Annotated in this window: 18 protein-coding genes and 2 riboswitches; all 18 genes read left to right on the top strand. The window is 42.1% G+C overall.

Going from position 1 to position 17,438, the window contains the following annotated elements:
• The first annotated feature begins 168 nt into the window (after positions 1–168).
• Positions 169–603: a ferric iron uptake transcriptional regulator gene (gene fur, locus K8O68_RS01535; RefSeq protein ID WP_093047209.1), complete on the top strand. Its 435-nt coding sequence runs from the start codon at positions 169–171 to the stop codon at positions 601–603.
• Between the two features lie 246 nt (positions 604–849).
• Positions 850–1,086 (top strand): YqzK family protein, encoded by a 237-nt coding sequence (locus K8O68_RS01530; protein ID WP_230895169.1) that lies wholly within the window; start codon positions 850–852, stop codon positions 1,084–1,086.
• A 24-nt stretch (positions 1,087–1,110) separates the two neighbouring features.
• On the top strand, positions 1,111–2,001 hold the full coding sequence (gene xerD / locus K8O68_RS01525) for a site-specific tyrosine recombinase XerD (protein ID WP_230895168.1): 891 nt from the start codon (positions 1,111–1,113) through the stop codon (positions 1,999–2,001).
• A 118-nt stretch (positions 2,002–2,119) separates the two neighbouring features.
• A complete protein-coding gene (deoB, locus tag K8O68_RS01520) occupies positions 2,120–3,307 on the top strand; it encodes a phosphopentomutase (RefSeq protein ID WP_230895167.1) in 1,188 nt (395 codons plus the stop codon).
• Between the two features lie 27 nt (positions 3,308–3,334).
• Positions 3,335–4,141: a purine-nucleoside phosphorylase gene (locus tag K8O68_RS01515; protein ID WP_230895176.1), complete on the top strand. Its 807-nt coding sequence runs from the start codon at positions 3,335–3,337 to the stop codon at positions 4,139–4,141.
• Positions 4,142–4,154: 13 nt separating this feature from the next.
• Positions 4,155–5,012 carry a purine-nucleoside phosphorylase gene (locus K8O68_RS01510; RefSeq protein ID WP_230895166.1) on the top strand — a complete coding sequence of 286 codons (858 nt, stop codon included), beginning with the start codon at positions 4,155–4,157 and terminating at the stop codon, positions 5,010–5,012.
• 3 nt (positions 5,013–5,015) lie between these two features.
• Positions 5,016–6,317 (top strand): pyrimidine-nucleoside phosphorylase, encoded by a 1,302-nt coding sequence (locus K8O68_RS01505; protein ID WP_230895165.1) that lies wholly within the window; start codon positions 5,016–5,018, stop codon positions 6,315–6,317.
• Between the two features lie 455 nt (positions 6,318–6,772).
• A complete protein-coding gene (locus K8O68_RS01500; RefSeq protein ID WP_370640465.1) occupies positions 6,773–7,936 on the top strand; it encodes a D-alanyl-D-alanine carboxypeptidase family protein in 1,164 nt (387 codons plus the stop codon).
• 158 nt (positions 7,937–8,094) lie between these two features.
• Positions 8,095–8,448, top strand: coding sequence for an anti-sigma F factor antagonist (spoIIAA, locus tag K8O68_RS01495; RefSeq protein ID WP_093047203.1), 354 nt, complete (start codon positions 8,095–8,097; stop codon positions 8,446–8,448).
• Positions 8,445–8,885: an anti-sigma F factor gene (gene spoIIAB, locus K8O68_RS01490; RefSeq protein WP_230895164.1), complete on the top strand. Its 441-nt coding sequence runs from the start codon at positions 8,445–8,447 to the stop codon at positions 8,883–8,885. The genes spoIIAA and spoIIAB overlap by 4 nt, the downstream gene beginning before the upstream one ends.
• A 13-nt stretch (positions 8,886–8,898) precedes the next feature.
• Positions 8,899–9,654, top strand: coding sequence for an RNA polymerase sporulation sigma factor SigF (sigF, locus tag K8O68_RS01485; RefSeq protein WP_230895163.1), 756 nt, complete (start codon positions 8,899–8,901; stop codon positions 9,652–9,654).
• A 154-nt stretch (positions 9,655–9,808) separates the two neighbouring features.
• Positions 9,809–11,227, top strand: coding sequence for a spore germination protein (locus tag K8O68_RS01480; protein WP_230895174.1), 1,419 nt, complete (start codon positions 9,809–9,811; stop codon positions 11,225–11,227).
• Between the two features lie 68 nt (positions 11,228–11,295).
• A riboswitch (Lysine riboswitch) is annotated at positions 11,296–11,476 on the top strand.
• Between the two features lie 143 nt (positions 11,477–11,619).
• A complete protein-coding gene (lysA, locus tag K8O68_RS01475; RefSeq protein ID WP_230895162.1) occupies positions 11,620–12,969 on the top strand; it encodes a diaminopimelate decarboxylase in 1,350 nt (449 codons plus the stop codon).
• Between the two features lie 96 nt (positions 12,970–13,065).
• Positions 13,066–13,500 (top strand): peptidylprolyl isomerase, encoded by a 435-nt coding sequence (locus K8O68_RS01470; RefSeq protein WP_093047199.1) that lies wholly within the window; start codon positions 13,066–13,068, stop codon positions 13,498–13,500.
• Positions 13,501–13,598: 98 nt separating this feature from the next.
• Positions 13,599–13,743, top strand: a riboswitch (FMN riboswitch).
• 242 nt (positions 13,744–13,985) lie between these two features.
• The gene (ribD, locus tag K8O68_RS01465; RefSeq protein ID WP_230895161.1) at positions 13,986–15,074 is read left to right on the top strand and encodes a bifunctional diaminohydroxyphosphoribosylaminopyrimidine deaminase/5-amino-6-(5-phosphoribosylamino)uracil reductase RibD; all 1,089 of its coding nucleotides are present in this window, start codon (positions 13,986–13,988) and stop codon (positions 15,072–15,074) included.
• Positions 15,074–15,730, top strand: a complete 657-nt coding sequence (gene ribE, locus K8O68_RS01460; protein ID WP_230895160.1) for a riboflavin synthase — start codon at positions 15,074–15,076, stop codon at positions 15,728–15,730. Before ribD ends, ribE begins: the two co-directional genes overlap by 1 nt.
• 16 nt (positions 15,731–15,746) lie before the next feature.
• Positions 15,747–16,946, top strand: a complete 1,200-nt coding sequence (locus K8O68_RS01455; protein WP_230895159.1) for a bifunctional 3,4-dihydroxy-2-butanone-4-phosphate synthase/GTP cyclohydrolase II — start codon at positions 15,747–15,749, stop codon at positions 16,944–16,946.
• A gap of 17 nt (positions 16,947–16,963) precedes the next feature.
• Positions 16,964–17,434, top strand: coding sequence for a 6,7-dimethyl-8-ribityllumazine synthase (ribH, locus tag K8O68_RS01450; protein WP_230895158.1), 471 nt, complete (start codon positions 16,964–16,966; stop codon positions 17,432–17,434).
• Positions 17,435–17,438 lie beyond the last annotated feature (4 nt).

The raw sequence follows: 17,438 nt of genomic DNA, 5'->3' as shown, positions 1-17,438 counted from the left end.
ATAATTATTTTGATGTATATTTAATATTAATTCTCATTTGACACCCTTTTTTCTCAAGGAGTATAATAGACTGAGAATAAATAACTTAATTTTGAACATGGATATCATGTTCACTTTTCCTTTTACAGCGGGAGTTAAATTAAGGAAAAGGAAGTTAGGGGGAAGAAAATGGAGCAGCGAATCGAGCGAATAAAAAAACAACTTCATTCTCAAAGTTATAAATTAACACCGCAACGAGAAGCAACGGTTCGGGTCCTTCTTGAACATGAAGATGATCACTTAAGTGCAGAAGATGTCTATATGCTTGTGAAAGAAAAGTACCCTGAAATCGGACTTGCTACTGTTTACCGGACATTGGAACTTTTAACTGAACTGAAAGTCGTTGATAAAATCAATTTTGGGGATGGTGTCTCCAGATACGATCTCCGGCAGGAAGGAGCAGCCCACTTTCATCATCATCTTGTATGTATTGAATGCGGGTCTGTAGACGAAATACAGGAAGATTTACTGGAAGATGTAGAAAGAGTAGTGGAAGACCGCTGGAATTTTGCCATTAAAGATCACAGGCTTACCTTCCATGGCATTTGCCACCGCTGCAAATAGAAACAAGCTGGTTAAGCACCTCTTTACCTCAAAAAAGACATCATGAAACCTGGCGCAATGATTTGCCCGGGTTTTTTTGTTTTTTGCGAGCTGTGGATTATATAGAAGGCTATTGTTATGTGCAGACCGCTTTGGAGAGCAGTTATAAAGCCGTAATTAATAATAATTTAATAGGAATTAATGAGTATACTTTCTCTCCTGGTTGTCATATCCTTTATTAACACTGGAAATCAGGAGAGGTAAACTATGTACAATCTAAGCCGTTTTGTTCAAACAATCTGGATATTTTTCTTATTCATGGGGTGCACGCTATTATTTTATTATGGTATTCTATGGGTGAGTGACGAATATAAAGAGTACCATCGCTATGATGAGCCACAAGGTAAAGCGGTGAAAGTCTTTCAGCCCTCTTTAAGAGAAAATCCAGGAGAGAATGTTTACCTTTTTGACCGTTTTCTTCTTTTTATATCGGAGGGAGAGTAGCTGAGAGAAAGGTGGACATGCTTAATGACTAGTGATTTGAAAGCGTTTATTCATTACCTCACTGTGGAAAAGGGGCTTGCCGGGAATTCGACAGCTGCCTATGAGAGGGATTTGCAATCTTATCTTCTATACTTGGAGAAAGTAGAAGGAATCAAGGCTTTAAATGATGTGAAAAAGTCAAATATTCTTCATTTTTTATATCATTTAAATGATTTAGGCAGGGCAGGGACGACAATTTCCCGGGCTTTGTCGTCAATACGGTCCTTTCATCAGTTTCTAATAAGAGAACGGCTGAGTGACCAGGATCCTTCCGTTCATGTGGAAATGCCCAGACCGGATAAAACACTTCCAAAAATACTATCTACTGCTGAAGTTGAAGCGTTGCTGGAAGCACCGGACTCATCAACCCCGCTCGGCATAAGAAACAGGGCTATGCTGGAAATACTGTATGCCACCGGTGTACGGGTAACTGAACTTTGCAGCCTGAAACTGGGGGATCTTCATTTACACATGGGATTTATCCGTTGTCTTGGAAAAGGGAATAAAGAACGAATTATTCCTTTAGGACAGATGGCCAGTGAAGCTCTTGAAAAATATTTGAACGACAGCAGGCCTGTGCTGACCAAAAAACTGTCCCATGATTTACTTTTTGTTAATCATCATGGAAGGCCGTTAAGCCGCCAAGGATTCTGGAAAGTTTTAAAACAGCTTTCCGGGGCTGCCAGAATAGAAAAAGAACTAACACCGCATACGTTAAGACATTCTTTCGCCACTCATCTGTTAGAAAACGGGGCAGATTTGAGAGCTGTCCAGGAAATGCTTGGTCATGCGGATATTTCAACTACCCAAATCTATACGCATGTCACTAAAGTAAGAATGAAGGATGTGTATTCCAAATATCATCCAAGAGCGTGATAAGCAGTTGTTTTAACTTTAGATGTCTGACCTCAGACCACGACAACGATAATGATTGCTGTTTCCCTGTGCGGGTATAGTAAAACAAGGGATATTCATTTTTTGAAGGAGGAAGACAATGAGACAAGAGAGTTACAAGCGCGTTTTTTTAATTGTAATGGATTCTGTTGGGATTGGCGAAGCGCCGGATGCTAAAGAGTTTAATGATGAAGGTGCAGACACTCTGGGCCATATAGCCGAAGAGAACGGCGGACTGGCTATGCCCAACATGGATGAGCTCGGACTGACTAAAATTAAACAGTATAAAGGAGGAACTGAGGTGGCTTCTCCTAAAGCCTGTTATGGCAAAATGGAGGAGGCGTCAGTTGGTAAGGACACGATGACTGGTCACTGGGAGATTATGGGCCTGAATATTGATCAGCCTTTCAGAACCTTTCCCGATGGGTTCCCGCCTGAACTGATAGAAACGATTGAAGAAAAGACTGGACGGAAAGTACTGGGGAACAAGCCTGCATCCGGCACAGAAATTCTTGAAGAACTTGGTGAAGAACATGTGAATACAGGGGACCTGATTATTTACACATCTGCTGATTCTGTTCTTCAGATCGCTGCCCATGAAGAAGTTATTCCGCCTGAGGAATTATGGGAAATTTGTGAAATGGCCCGGGAACTGACTCTGGATGAAAAATATATGGTAGGCCGTGTCATTGCCAGACCATTTATAGGAACCCCTGGAAAGTGGGAGCGTACGGCTAATCGTCACGATTACGCGTTAAAGCCATTTGGCAGGACGGTTATGAATGAGTTAAAAGACCAGGGGTTTGATTCCATCGCAATCGGTAAAATATCTGATATTTACGACGGAGAAGGCATTACAGAGTCTTTACGGACTTCTTCCAATATGGATGGCATGGATAAAATGAATCAGACTCTCACTAAAGATTTTACAGGATTGAGTTTTCTGAATCTTGTAGACTTCGACGCTAAGTTCGGCCACCGCCGGGACCCGAAAGGTTATGCTAATGCTCTGGAAGAATATGATGCGCGTTTACCGGAAGTGCTAAATGAATTGAAAGAAGATGATTTGCTGATTATTACAGCTGACCATGGAAACGACCCGGTTCATCCCGGTACAGATCATACAAGGGAATATGTGCCCTTATTAGCGTTTTCAAAGCGTATGAGTGAAGGGAAGCCTTTAGGGACAAGGAAAACCTTTGCTGATATAGGCGCCACAATTGCTGATAATTTTGGTGTTAAGCTGCCTGAGTTTGGTACGAGTTTTTTAAATGACATCATAAAGTAGGAGATGAGTGAATTGTCCAGTAATGAAATGATTGTCCATGCAAAAGAGTACATTGAAAGAAAATTGGATTCCAAACCTTCTGTTGGTCTGATACTCGGATCTGGTCTCGGGGTACTGGCAGAAGAAATCGAAAATCCTGTTGTGATCCCTTATAAAGATATTCCCGGTTTCCCTTCTTCAACAGTTGCCGGCCATAAAGGGCAGTTTGTAATAGGGGAACTGGAAGGAACGACTGTAGCAGCTATGCAGGGGCGCTTTCATTTTTATGAAGGCTATCCTATGGAGCTTGTGACCCTCCCTGTACGGGTAATGAAAGAAATGGGGGTTGATCAGTTAATAGTTACGAATGCGGCAGGAGGCATTAATGAGAGTTTTGAGCCTGGCAATTTGATGATTATTAAAGATCATATAAATATGTTTGGAACTAATCCTTTAATAGGTCCAAATGATGAGAGTCTTGGAGTGCGTTTTCCCGATATGTCCCAGGCTTACACAGAAGAACTTATCAGTTTAGCAGAAGAAGCTGCACAGAAATTAAATTTAGAAGTTACAAAAGGGGTTTATGTCGGAAACACCGGGCCTGTTTATGAAACACCGGCTGAGGTGAGAATGCTGAGAACGCTGGGCGGAGATGCTGTAGGAATGTCTACCGTACCGGAAGTAATTGTGGCGAGGCACAGTAATATGAAAGTATTGGGGATTTCCTGCATATCAAATATGGCTGCCGGTATCCTTGACCAGCCACTTACACATGACGAAGTAATCGAAACGACTGAAAAGGTGAGAGCTGATTTTCTGCAATTTGTTAAAGCCATTGTAGCTAAGATGCAATAGGAGGGGTTAATAAATGATCACTGCAGATAAAATAATCGAATCTGCTGAGTGGATAAAAAGTCAGCATCATACGCTTATGAAACCTCAAGTTGGAATGATACTAGGTTCCGGGTTGGGGGAGCTGGCAGATGAAATTGAAAATGCGGTTAGGATTCCTTATACGGATATTCCTTTCTTCCCTTCCTCTACGGTGGCAGGCCATAAAGGCCAGCTGGTCATCGGTACTCTTGAGGGAGTCAGTGTGATAGCCATGCAAGGAAGATTTCATTATTATGAAGGATATACTATGCAGCAAGTGACTTTTCCAGTAAGGGTAATGCGGGAGCTTGGCTGCGAAACTCTTATTGTCACAAATGCGTGCGGCGGAATGAATGAGAACTTTAAACCCGGAGATCTCATGCTTATTGAAGACCATATTAATTTTACAGGTTCGAACCCATTAATTGGCGAAAACCTGGACAAGTATGGACCCAGGTTCCCGGATATGAGCAGAGCATATACACCTGCGTTGAAAGATTTGGCCCTTAAAACAGCGGATGAGTTACACTATAACCTGCAGCGGGGAGTTTATGCAGCGGTGAGCGGGCCAGTTTACATGTCAGCGGCAGAATTAATTATGCTCAGAAGACTGGGAGCAGATGTTGTGGGCATGTCCACGGTGCCTGAAGCAGTTACAGCGAGGCATATGGGCATGAATGTATTAGGTATATCCTGTATAACAGATATGGCTATTGGAGAAACGATAGAAGGCATTACCCATGAAGAAGTAATGGAAGTCGCGGAAAGAACCAAACCGAGATTCAAATCCTTCGTTCGCAGCTTATTAAAGAATGGACAACACGGGCTGTGGCGGATTACTGAGGGGGAATAAATAATGAGAATGGTCGATTTAATTGAAAAAAAACGAAATGGCGGAAGCCATACTAAAGAAGAAATTGATTTTATAATCAAAGGCTATACAGATGACTCAATTCCCGATTACCAAATAAGTGCCTGGGCGATGGCTGTATTCTTTCAGGACATGACACAGGACGAACGCGCTTTTTTAACTGAAGCCATGGTTAATTCAGGTGACGTAATAGACCTGTCTGCGATAGACGGTGTTAAAGTGGACAAACATTCCACAGGCGGCGTAGGGGATACGACGACACTTGTATTAGCTCCCCTTGTTGCGAGCATTGGTGTACCGGTAGCAAAAATGAGCGGAAGAGGCCTTGGCCACACTGGCGGAACTATTGATAAACTTGAAGCAATTCCCGGTTTTAGTGTGGAAATAAGTAATGATAAGTTTATTGACCTCGTAAATAAAAATAAAGCTGCAGTTATTGGACAGACTCAGAACCTGACGCCTGCTGATAAAAAATTATATGGTTTAAGGGATGTAACAGCTACGGTGAATTCTATTCCCCTTATTGCCAGTTCTATCATGAGTAAAAAAATAGCTTCAGGAGCCGATGGCATTGTTCTGGATGTAAAAACCGGTGCAGGGGCTTTTATGAAGGAACTGTCAGATTCAAAAGAACTGGCAGAAGCCATGGTCAAAATAGGAAATAATCTCGGGCGTAAAACTTCTGCAGTTATTTCCGATATGAGCCAGCCTCTTGGTTTTATGGTAGGTAATGCTCTCGAGGTGAGAGAGGCTATTGATACACTTAAAGGGCAAGGGCCAGAAGACCTGACAGATCTTTGCCTGACTCTTGGAAGCCATATGGCGGTCCTTGCCAGGAAAGCTGACACACTTGACGATGCCAGAGAGCTGCTTCAAGAGGCCATCGCTTCAGGAAAAGCATTAGAGCAATTTAAAGTGTTCATTGAATCTCAAAATGGAGATCCATCAGTAGTGGACGACCCTGATAAGCTCCCTCAGGCTGAATTTAAAGTCGATGTTCTATCTGAAGAAGATGGATATGTTGCAGGAATCGTAGCTGATCAGATTGGGACGGCAGCGATGCTTCTCGGTGCTGGAAGAGCGACTAAAACGTCGGAAATAGATTTAGCTGTTGGAATTGAGTTAAGAAAGAAAATAGGTGACCCTGTTAAAAAAGGTGAGCCGCTCGTGACAGTGTACTCAAATAGTGAAGATATAGAAGCTTCCAAACAGAAAGTACTCTCTTCTTATAAAATCTCTTCATCTGACCTGGATTCGCCGCCTCTTGTGTATGATGTAATTACTTGATTATAAGCGGCTTTTAATCTGGGACATAACTCAGTAGATAAGTAAAACCCTCATCATAATAAGGTGAGGGTTTTCTGCGTATAACGGTTAATTGCACAAATATATCGCTTGTTTCCTGCGGCGTTCCGCTTACTTGCCACACGAAAAGAACTGACGCGGAAAGATCAGGCCAGCCTTCGGAAAATCAAAGCCACTGAAAAAGTTAATTCACCGACTTTTAAATGGTTCATAATTCAATTTGATTTATAAAATCCCCTGGGGGCCGTCAAAACAGATTACAAATCTTTGTACACTCAAACTAATCGGTTTCAATCATCTGAAAGGTTGATTGAAACCGTTTTTTTTCAAATGAACGCTAATTCCAAACGTCATTTTTGTTTTTTTACAAAGAATAGTTGTCATCTTAAGTGGGCAGAATAGTGGGGACATAGAATGATTAAATCGGAGGGATTAGTGTGAAGACAGCTGTAATAGTGTGTTTAACTGCTATTTTTTTCTTTAACCACGTGCCTTTTACAGATGCAATGGAAAGTGACAAAAATTTTGCTGATCAAGCAACTTCAGCTATTTTAATGGAGAGAGATACCGGAACTGTCCTATTTGAGAAGAACAGTCATGAACAACTGCCGCCCGCAAGTATGACAAAAGTAATGACGATGCTTTTAATAATGGAAGCGATCGAAGACGGCAGGCTTTCATGGGATGACAAAGTGCGGACAAGTGAACGGGCTGCATCTATGGGCGGTTCACAGATTTTCCTTGAACCGGGAGAAGAAATGACGGTTAAGGAAATGATGAAAGGGATTGCCATCGCGTCAGGAAATGATGCCTCAGTTGCTATGGCTGAACACTTAGCTGGATCTGAAAATGAATTTGCGGCCAAAATGAACGAAAAAGCGAAAAGCCTGGGATTGGAAAATACACATTTTGTAAATTCTAATGGACTGCCGGCCGAAAATCATTACTCATCAGCTTATGATTTGGCTGTCATTAGTAAAGAACTCCTGCGCCATGAAGAGATCACTGAATTTACGAGTCTTTATGAAGACTATTTGAGAAAGGATACAGATGATCCTTTCTGGCTCGTAAATACAAATAAACTGGTGAAGTTCTACCCGGGTGTCGACGGTTTGAAAACAGGTTTTACAAGAGAAGCGAAATATTGCCTGACAGCGAGCGCTAATAAAGATGGTATGAGAATGATATCTGTGGTAATGGGAGCTCCCACTCCGCAAGAACGAAACAGGCAAATTACTGAGATGTTTGATTACGCATACAGCCAATATCAGCTTCACACGCGTTACCAGCCTACAGATGTACTGGGTGAAATAAATATTGATAAAGGTGCTAAATCCCTAGTACAAGTCGTTCCTGAGAAACCCGTTTCTGTGCTTATGAAAAAAGGTGAATCCATTGAAGGGGCAGAAGAAAAAATCACATTAAATAACAAGGTTAAAGCCCCTGTTTTTGAAGGTCAGGAGCTCGGATCTTTAGTTATTGAAAAAGACGGTAAGACGATTTTAACTCAGCCGCTGGTTGCTTCCGAAAGTGTGGATGAAGCGACTCTATGGCAGCTTATGAGACGGACGCGCTCTGTCTTATTCGGGGATGCCTCTTAATTACGCAGGCGAATTGTAAGAAGTTTTGGCGAATGCCCACTAGTTTTGTTTCTATGAAGGAAAATCATACTAAGAACGTGAATTACACGTACTATCCATCGATTTCCCGGGAGAGGAAAACGGGAGGATAAAGAACTCATGTGAAGGAGTGAGATGTCTTGAGCTTGTTAATTGATTTGGAAAGAAAAGAAGAAGTTCTATGTGTCAGACTTGTGGGTGAATTAGATCATCACAATGCAGTGAAACTGCGTGAGCGTGTCGATTCGGCTCTCTCTGAATACCACCTTACACACGTGTTATTAAACTTAGAGAAACTGACGTTTATGGACAGTTCCGGTCTGGGGGTTGTATTAGGCCGTTATAAGAAAGTACAGTCTGTGGGAGGCGAATTAGTCATTTGCTGCATATCACCGCAAGTTAAACGGTTGTTCGAGCTCTCAGGCTTATTTAAAATTGTTACTTTTACTTCTAATGAAAGGGAAGCATTAATGAGTCTGGGGGTGGCTTCATGAAGAACCGCATGGAACTCTCTTTTTCAGCCATCAGCGTGAATGAATCTTTTGCCCGTGTAACTGTTGGAGCCTTCGTGGCACAGTTAGACCCTACGATGGATGAATTAACAGAAATAAAAACTGTCGTGAGTGAAGCAGTTACTAATGCGATTATTCACGGCTACAGTGAAAATGAAGAAGGAAAAGTTTATATTGATGCCGAGCTGGTCGATGGGACTGTTCACCTGGTCATCCGTGACGAGGGAAAAGGAATCAGTGATCTGGATGAAGCGAGAGAGCCTCTCTATACTTCTAAGCCTGAACTGGAAAGAAGCGGGATGGGCTTTACCATTATGGAAAACTTTATGGATCATGTAGAAGTAGATTCTCAGTTAATGGAAGGCACGACGGTTACCCTCGTTAAAAGACTCTCAAAGCAAAATGCCCTATGCAATTGAGAGGCCGGTCAATATGAATGTGGATTTTAAGAATAATAAGAAGAAACACTTAAAAGATGAAGAGGTCAAAGAGCTCATAAAGCTTGCACAAGATGGGGACCAGGATGCAAGAGATAAGATCGTCCACCATAACACCAGACTTGTCTGGTCGGTTGTCCAACGCTTTTTAAATCGGGGGTATGATCAGGAAGACTTGTTTCAAATTGGCTGCATCGGGCTTATAAAATCTGTAGACAAGTTTGATTTAAGTTTTGATGTTAAGTTTTCTACGTATGCAGTGCCTATGATTATTGGTGAAATCCAGCGTTTTTTAAGAGATGACGGCACAGTGAAAGTCAGCCGGTCTATAAAAGAGACAGCCAATCATATCCGGAAAATGAAGGATGAACTTTCAAAAGTGTTAGGCAGAGTGCCCACAATTCAGGAAGTTGCCGATAAACTTGATATATCTCCGGAGGAAGTAGTATTTGCACAGGAAGCGAGCCGTCAATTGGCATCTATTCATGAGACAGTCTATGAAAACGATGGAGATCCTATAACGATCATGGACCAGATTTCAGACCAGGATGATGGAAAATGGTTTGATAGGATAGCCTTGAGAGATGAAATTGAAAGACTCTCAGAAAGAGAAAAGCTGATTATTTATCTCCGTTACTATAAAGATCAGACCCAGTCACAAGTAGCAGAAAGGCTTGGGATTTCTCAAGTACAAGTTTCACGTCTGGAAAAGAAAATACTTATTCAGTTAAAGGAACAACTCAACGAATAAGGTTGAGTTGTTTTTTTGTATGGTTTTTTTTATTTCACTCATACTAAGTGTGTTAGCGGCAATTTTGAAAGGAGCGGTATGAGTGGACAAGAAGCAGCTTGATGAAACAAAAATCGATCATCCTATTTCAGACGATATACATGAGAATGAGAAGATGATTAAGGAACGGGTAGGGATAGGAAAAAGCTTTGATGTGGGCGTCCGTAAAATACATGTGCTGGACAAAGAAATCCAGTTTTATTTTGTTAATGGATTATGTGATATTCAATATATTATTGAATTGTTAAGAGAATTAATGTTTCTTGATGCCATAGAAAGAAAACGGACAAAAGTAAGAGAGCAAGTTGAAAATCGTCTGGCACATGTTCAGGTTGAACATGTGGAAACCATAGACGAGGCAATTACGCAAATGCTTTCCGGATTAATTTTTATACTCATCGAAGGTGAAACTGAGGCAATAGTTGTTGATGTTAGAAGTTATCCTGGAAGAGGCCCGGAAGAACCTGATACAGAAAGAGTAGTGCGCGGCAGCCGTGATGGTTTCACTGAAAATATTATTGAGAATACAGCTTTAACACGACGGAGAATCAGGGACGAACGTTTACGGAATGAAATTATGCAGGTTGGCAGAAGGTCGAAAACGGATATCAGCTTATCTTACATTAAAGGAATCGCAGACCCTGAAATGGTTAAAATTATAAAAAAAGAACTGAAAGAGATTGATATTGACGGGCTGACGATGGCAGATAAAGTGGTTGAAGAATTTGTGGTTAAACAAGGATCCAACCCTTTTCCGATGGTCCGTTATACTGAAAGGCCGGATGTAGCTGCAACACATTTGCTGGAAGGCCACATTATTTTATTTGTTGACGCCTCTCCCAGTATAATTATCTTTCCGACAACATTTTTTCATCATGTGCAGCATGCAGAAGAATTCAGACAGGCCCCCATAGTCGGTTCATTTTTCAGGTGGGTACGGTTTTCGGGAATGCTGTTCTCTTTATTTATCCTGCCACTGTGGCTCTTATTTGTGTTAGATCCGGGTCTGCTGCCGGATAATTTAGATTTTATCGGACCTGAAGAAGACTCGAACGTTCCGATATTTGCTCAGATTGTATTAGCAGAACTGGGGATCGAACTTCTAAGAATGGCTGCAATTCATACACCTTCACCGCTGGCCACTGCTTTAGGGCTGGTGGCTGCCTTATTAATAGGCGAAATAGCTGTAGAGGTGGGCTTATTTGTATCTGAAGTTATACTCTATGTGGCAGTAGCGGCGATAGGGATGTTTGCCACACCAAGCTATGAAATGGCGATTGCTTTAAAAATGTTAAGATTAATTTTTCTGGTTGGGGTGGTTCTTTTTCATGTGCCTGGGTTCGTCGTGTCAATAGCCATTGTATTTATTTTGCTTGTAAGGATAAAAGCGCTTAATGTACCTTATTTATGGCCGTTTCTTCCTTTTGACTTGAAAGCCCTGATGGATATACTTGTTCGTCAGGCTGTCCCGGTTAAACGAAGAAGGCCAAGTATAGTGAACCCGCAGGATCCAATTAAACAGGGAAGTTCCTAATAGTTGCAGGAAGACTTTTTATATGATATTGTGTAAAAAAATGATTAATGAGAAGGTTCATTCGTCATATAACAGGTAGAGGCGCAATAAGGATCAGTACATTGTTGGAGCATCAGGAGGCGTGGAAGACAATGGAAAGGCCGGTTTGCCGAAGCAGTAAAAACGGCTCCTTCCGTTTTATTTGCTGGGGTGCAGCTGAAAATGTTGTACACTGTCACTGCGTTGTGTAGTGGAGCACTAACCTGGCGGAAACTGCTGATAGTTGTCCAATAGGGAAATGAATGTGGTTCGCATTCATTTCCCTTTTATGCTTTAAATTAAAAGTATGACGTCGACAACTTCATTTTTGTTAATAAGATAGTAGTGATGAGCAATTAAGGAGTGAAAAGTGTATGGGCTTATACGGAACAAGTTGTATAAACCGAGAAGGGCATTTATCTATTGGAGGGGTGGACGTTACCACTTTAGCAGACAAGTATGGGACCCCTCTATATATATATGATGTGAAAGATATTAGAAACCGGGCTGAAGAGTTTAAACAGGCTTTTGAAAATAAAAACGTAAATTATCAAGTGGCTTATGCCAGTAAAGCTTTCAGCTGTATTGCTATGATCGAACTTGCAGACGAACTGGGATTAAGTCTCGATGTCTGTTCCGGGGGTGAACTATACACCGCTCTTCAGGCAGGATTTCCTATGGAACGCGTCCATTTCCACGGCAACAATAAGACACCCGACGAACTGGAAATGGCTTTAAAAGAAAAGATCGGCTGTATTGTTGTTGATAATTTCACAGAATTATCCTGGCTTATGGCAATGACTGAATCTATGAAAACTGAAATGAATGTCCTGATCCGCATCACTCCCGGTGTAGAGGCTCATACTCATGAGTATATTTCTACAGGCCAGGAGGACTCAAAATTCGGTTTCGACTTAAACAGCGGCCAGGCTAAAAAGGCAATTAAGATGATTATGGGTCATTCTTATCTCCGGCTTCAAGGGGTACATTCCCATATCGGGTCCCAGATTTTCAGAGCGGAAGGGTTTGAGGAAGCTGTAAAGGAGATTTATTTATCCCTTGCCCAATGGCAGCAGGAGCTCGGGTACTATCCTGAAGTTCTTAATGTAGGAGGGGGCTTCGGAATAAGATACGGCGAAAATGATGCTCCTCTTCCTTTGCACGAATATATTGACCGTATGGTTGAGGCTGCTGAAAAGGAGTCAGCGAAACTGAATATGCCGGTGCCTGAAATGTGGATTGAACCAGGCCGTGCTTTAGTCGGTGAGGCTGGCACAACGCTTTATCGTATCGGGTCACGAAAAGATATCCCTGACCTTAGAACTTACCTTTCAGTGGATGGCGGGATGACAGATAATATCCGGCCTGCACTGTATCAGGCTGAGTACGAAGCTATTGTAGCTAATAAAGCAGCTGAAGAAAAAACTGAACTTGTATCTATTGCAGGAAAGTGCTGTGAAAGCGGGGATATGCTTATTTGGGATTTAAGCCTTCCACCTGCTGTACAGGGTGATCTCCTCGCGGTTTCCTCGACCGGCGCTTACGGGTACTCAATGGCTAATAACTATAACCGGATTTTACGTCCTGCTGTGGTTTTTGTAGAAGATGGAGAACACCGTTGTGTCATCGAGAGAGAGAGTTTTGAAGATCTCGTCCGCCATGAACGGTCATACCGGAACAGCGGAAGTCCTGCAAAAGCCTCCGGGTCGGTCAAGCAGATTTAAATAAACCAAGCTGAATTCCTGTTGTTTCATTCTTTATCCAACTGATGTAAAATAAAGAAGTCTGCTTGACTTAAACAATTATAGGAGGTTTACGACATGAAAAAAGGTGAAATCACTTTTGAAACAGGAGAAAAAGTTGTTCTGCAATTTTTCCCTGAAGAAGCACCAGGCACAGTAGCTAACTTTGAAAAATTAGCAAATGAAGGTTTTTATAATGGCTTATCATTCCACCGTGTCATCCCAGGCTTTGTTGCTCAAGGTGGATGTCCGAACGGAAATGGAACAGGAGGTCCTGGCTACACAATTAAATGTGAAACAGAAGGCAATCCGCATAAACACGAGAAAGGCAGTCTGTCTATGGCCCATGCAGGCAAAGATACGGGCGGCAGCCAATTCTTTATCGTTTTTGAACCTCAGCCGCATTTGGATGGCGTTCACACCGTGTTTGGAAAGGTTGTCGAAGGAATTGATTCTGTCGACCGCATTCGCCAGGGAGATATCATGCAGGAAGTGAAAGTTTACGAAGAATAAAACTGACAAACGGCTGAAGATTAAATTCTTTGGCCGTTTTTTTGCAAATTTAAGCGCATATGTCGACTCTTGTGATATAATAAACAAAACGAATAAACCGATTCCTTCGGGGCAGGGTGAAATTCCCTACCGGCGGTGATGAGGCCTGGCCTCTTAGTCCGTGACCCGCTGCTTATTCAGGCAGCGGTGGATTTGGTGAAACTCCAAAGCCGACAGTGAGAGTCTGGATGGGAGAAGGATATGGCGGTTAAAAAAAGGGACTAATAATAAGGGTGAAGTCTGCCCTTTTTGGTAACCAATTTTTAGTAATTACCCGGGAAAACGTTACCATTTATTTTCTGGCAGTAGGCCTGGTTTTAAAACCCTTTTTGTGGCTATTCATATTCTGTACGTCTGTCTCCTGAAGGAAATATTCCTTCAGGTTTTTTGTGCTGCAGGCTCTGTTTTACTGTTGCAGATGAAGGAATGGAATTAAGGAGGGTTCGATGGAACATCACTATATGAAACTTGCTATTGACATGGCTAAAAACACTAAAGGGCAAACCTCCCCGAACCCGTCAGTGGGCTGTGTCATTGTGAAAAATAACCAGATTACTGGTGTGGGGGCCCATCTCAAAGCAGGAGAAGCACATGCTGAGAGGCAGGCGCTTGAAATGGCTAAAGAGAAAGCGTCCGGTGCCACAATGTTTGTAACTCTTGAACCATGTTCCCATTATGGCCGCACACCTCCTTGTGCGGATGCTGTCATTGAAGCGGGAATTTCAAAGGTTTTTATTGCCTCTACGGATCCCAATCCGCAAGTGGCAGGAAAAGGAATTGAAAAACTTAAAAAAGCAGGTATTGAAGTTGATACAGGTTTAATGAAAGAGGAAGCTGATGAGATTAACCGGGAGTTTTTCCACTTTATCAGCACAGGTAAGCCTTTTGTCACTTTAAAAACTGCATGCAGTATAGACGGAAAAATTGCTACGTCTACAGGTGAAAGTAAATGGATAACAGGAGAAGAAGCAAGAAAGGACGGGCACCGGCTCCGCCATGAACATGATGCGATTCTTTGCGGGGTAGGGACGGTTATAGAAGATAACCCTTCACTTACGGCAAGGCTGGAGGATGGGGGAAATAATCCTGTCAGAATTGTTTTGGATACGAGACTGAGGATTCCGTTAGATTCAAACTTAATAACGGATAAACTCGCAGAAACATGGATAATAACCACCAGTCTTGCAGAAAAAGAAAAGATAAATGAAATGGAAAAACACGGAGTGTATGTTTTACAGTTGGAAAGCAACCATATTTCGATCGATCAGCTTCTTAGTGTACTTGGTGATAAGCAAATTACATCACTCCTCGTAGAAGGAGGAGGCAAAGTTAATGACAGTTTTTTACGTACAGGCCAATTTCAAAGGGTGGTCAAGTATATGGCTCCTCTCATTATCGGAGGCGAAAAGTCTAAGTCGTCTTTTTCCGGTGAAGGGATTCCTCTGTTGAAAGACGCACCTCATCTTAAGCTTCACTCTATGGAGTCTATAGGAAGCGATATAAAGTTTGTTTTCTATAAAAGGGAGGATAACTAATGTTTACAGGAATTATAGAAGAAAAAGGAACGATCCGTAAAATTCAAAAAAACGGTGATGCCATCGTAATGGCGATTCAGGCTGACCTTATCCTTTCCGATGTTCATTTAGGAGATAGTATCTCTGTTAACGGCGTATGTCTGACTGTAACCACATTTAACAGTCAAACATTTTCTGTGGATCTAATGCCGGAAACGGTAAGGAATACAAGCCTGAGGGACTTAAATGTTAATTCTCAAGTTAATCTGGAACGTGCGATGTCAGCGGAAGGGCGTTTCGGCGGTCACTTTGTTTCCGGACATGTAGACGGTATAGGTACTATTAAAGCAAAGCGTCCAGAGCATAATGCGGTTTATTATGATATTGAAATCCCTAAAGAGCTTAGAAAATATATGATGATGAAAGGCAGCGTTTCAGTTGACGGCACGAGTTTAACAATTTTCGGTTTAACTCCTGATACCTTTACCATTTCTATCATTCCTCACACCATTCAGGAAACTATTATCGGAGATAAAGGCGCCGGGGATATCGTTAATATTGAATGTGACATGCTGGCGAAATATCTTGAAGAACTGATTACAAACCGTTTCGCTTCAGACGATCATTCGTCAGAAAAAATTACTGGCAGCTTTTTAAAGGAGCATGGATTTAAATAATGGAGGAGGCAGAAAAATGAACACATTCGATCCAATTGAAGAGGCGATTTATGCCCTGGCCCAAGGGGATGTTGTAATTGTATGTGATGATGAAGATCGTGAAAATGAAGGAGACTTTGTCGCTCTTGCTGAAAAAACGACCCCTGAAGTGATTAATTTTATGATTACTCACGGAAGAGGACTTGTTTGCACCCCAATCACTAGGGAAAGAGCTGAGAAGCTGGAGCTCGTTCCGATGGTGGACAGAAATTCTGATCCTCACGGCACTGCTTTTACAGTGAGTATTGACCATAAACACACCACAACCGGTATCTCTGCCCCGGAGCGTGCGATGACAGTGAAAGCAATTATTGATAAAGAAACCAAACCTGCTGATTTTCAGAGGCCGGGCCATATCTTCCCCTTAATCGCCAAAGACGGAGGAGTGCTCAGACGGGCAGGTCATACAGAAGCAGCTGTTGACCTGGCAAGAATGTGCGGTTCTGAGCCCGCAGGAGTCATTTGTGAAGTAATTAAAGAAGATGGCACAATGGCGAGAGTACCGGATTTAAGGAAGATTGCTGATGAACACAACTTAAAAATGATCACTATTAAAGACCTCATTCAATACCGCAACAGGAAAGATAAACTTGTACAAAAAGAAGTGGAAATTAAATTGCCAACTGAATATGGCGACTTCACAGCTGTCGGCTACTCAAATGTAGTGGACGGGAAAGAACACGTGGCCATTATTAAAGGGGAAATCGGAGGAGAAAAGCCTACTCTGGTCAGAGTCCACTCAGAATGTCTGACTGGAGATGTTTTTGGATCACAACGCTGTGACTGCGGCCCTCAGCTTCACGCTGCTCTTGCGCAAATTGAAGAAGCAGGTTCAGGCGTTGTCCTGTATATGCGTCAGGAAGGCCGGGGAATAGGCCTTTTGAATAAAATGAGAGCATACAAGCTTCAGGAGGAAGGATACGACACCGTAGAAGCCAATGAAAAACTCGGTTTTGGCCCTGATTTAAGAGATTATGGCATCGGAGCACAAATCCTGAGAGATTTGGGAGTAAGGAAAATGAAATTATTAACTAACAATCCGCGTAAAATTACAGGACTTAAAGGATATGATTTAGAAGTAGTGGACAGGGTAGCTCTCCAATTGCCTCATTCCAAGTCAAATGAAAACTACCTTAAAGTAAAAAAAGATAAACTCGGACATCTATTACATTTTTAATTACAGGAGGAGTTATAATGGGACAAGTGTATGAAGGACATTTAGTTGGGACAGGATTAAAAATAGGGATTGTAGTAGGAAGGTTTAATGAATTTATTACAAGCAAGCTTTTGGGAGGAGCAGAAGACGCGTTAAAAAGGCACGGTGTATCTGAAGATGATATTGATATTGCCTGGGTGCCTGGTGCGTTTGAAATACCTTTAATTGCAAAAAGAATGGCTGAGTCCGGCAAGTATGATGCTGTAATTACTCTTGGAACTGTCATTCGCGGCTCTACACCGCATTTTGACTATGTATGCGGGGAAGTGTCAAAAGGAGTGGCTTCTACTGCTCTGTCATCAGGTATTCCGGTTATTTTTGGAGTGTTAACAACTGATACCATCGAGCAGGCTGTCGAAAGAGCAGGTACAAAAGCCGGAAATAAAGGATGGGAAGCAGCAGCCGGAGCAATTGAGATGGCTAACTTATCAAAAACTTTTTCAAACTAGAGGG

The sequence above is a fragment of the Salipaludibacillus sp. CUR1 genome (genome assembly GCF_021028955.1).
In the GTDB taxonomy this organism is placed as follows: Bacteria; Bacillota; Bacilli; order Bacillales; family Salisediminibacteriaceae; genus Salipaludibacillus.
Note: the sequence above shows the minus strand (reverse complement) of the source record. Positions and strands in the feature narration are given on the sequence as shown.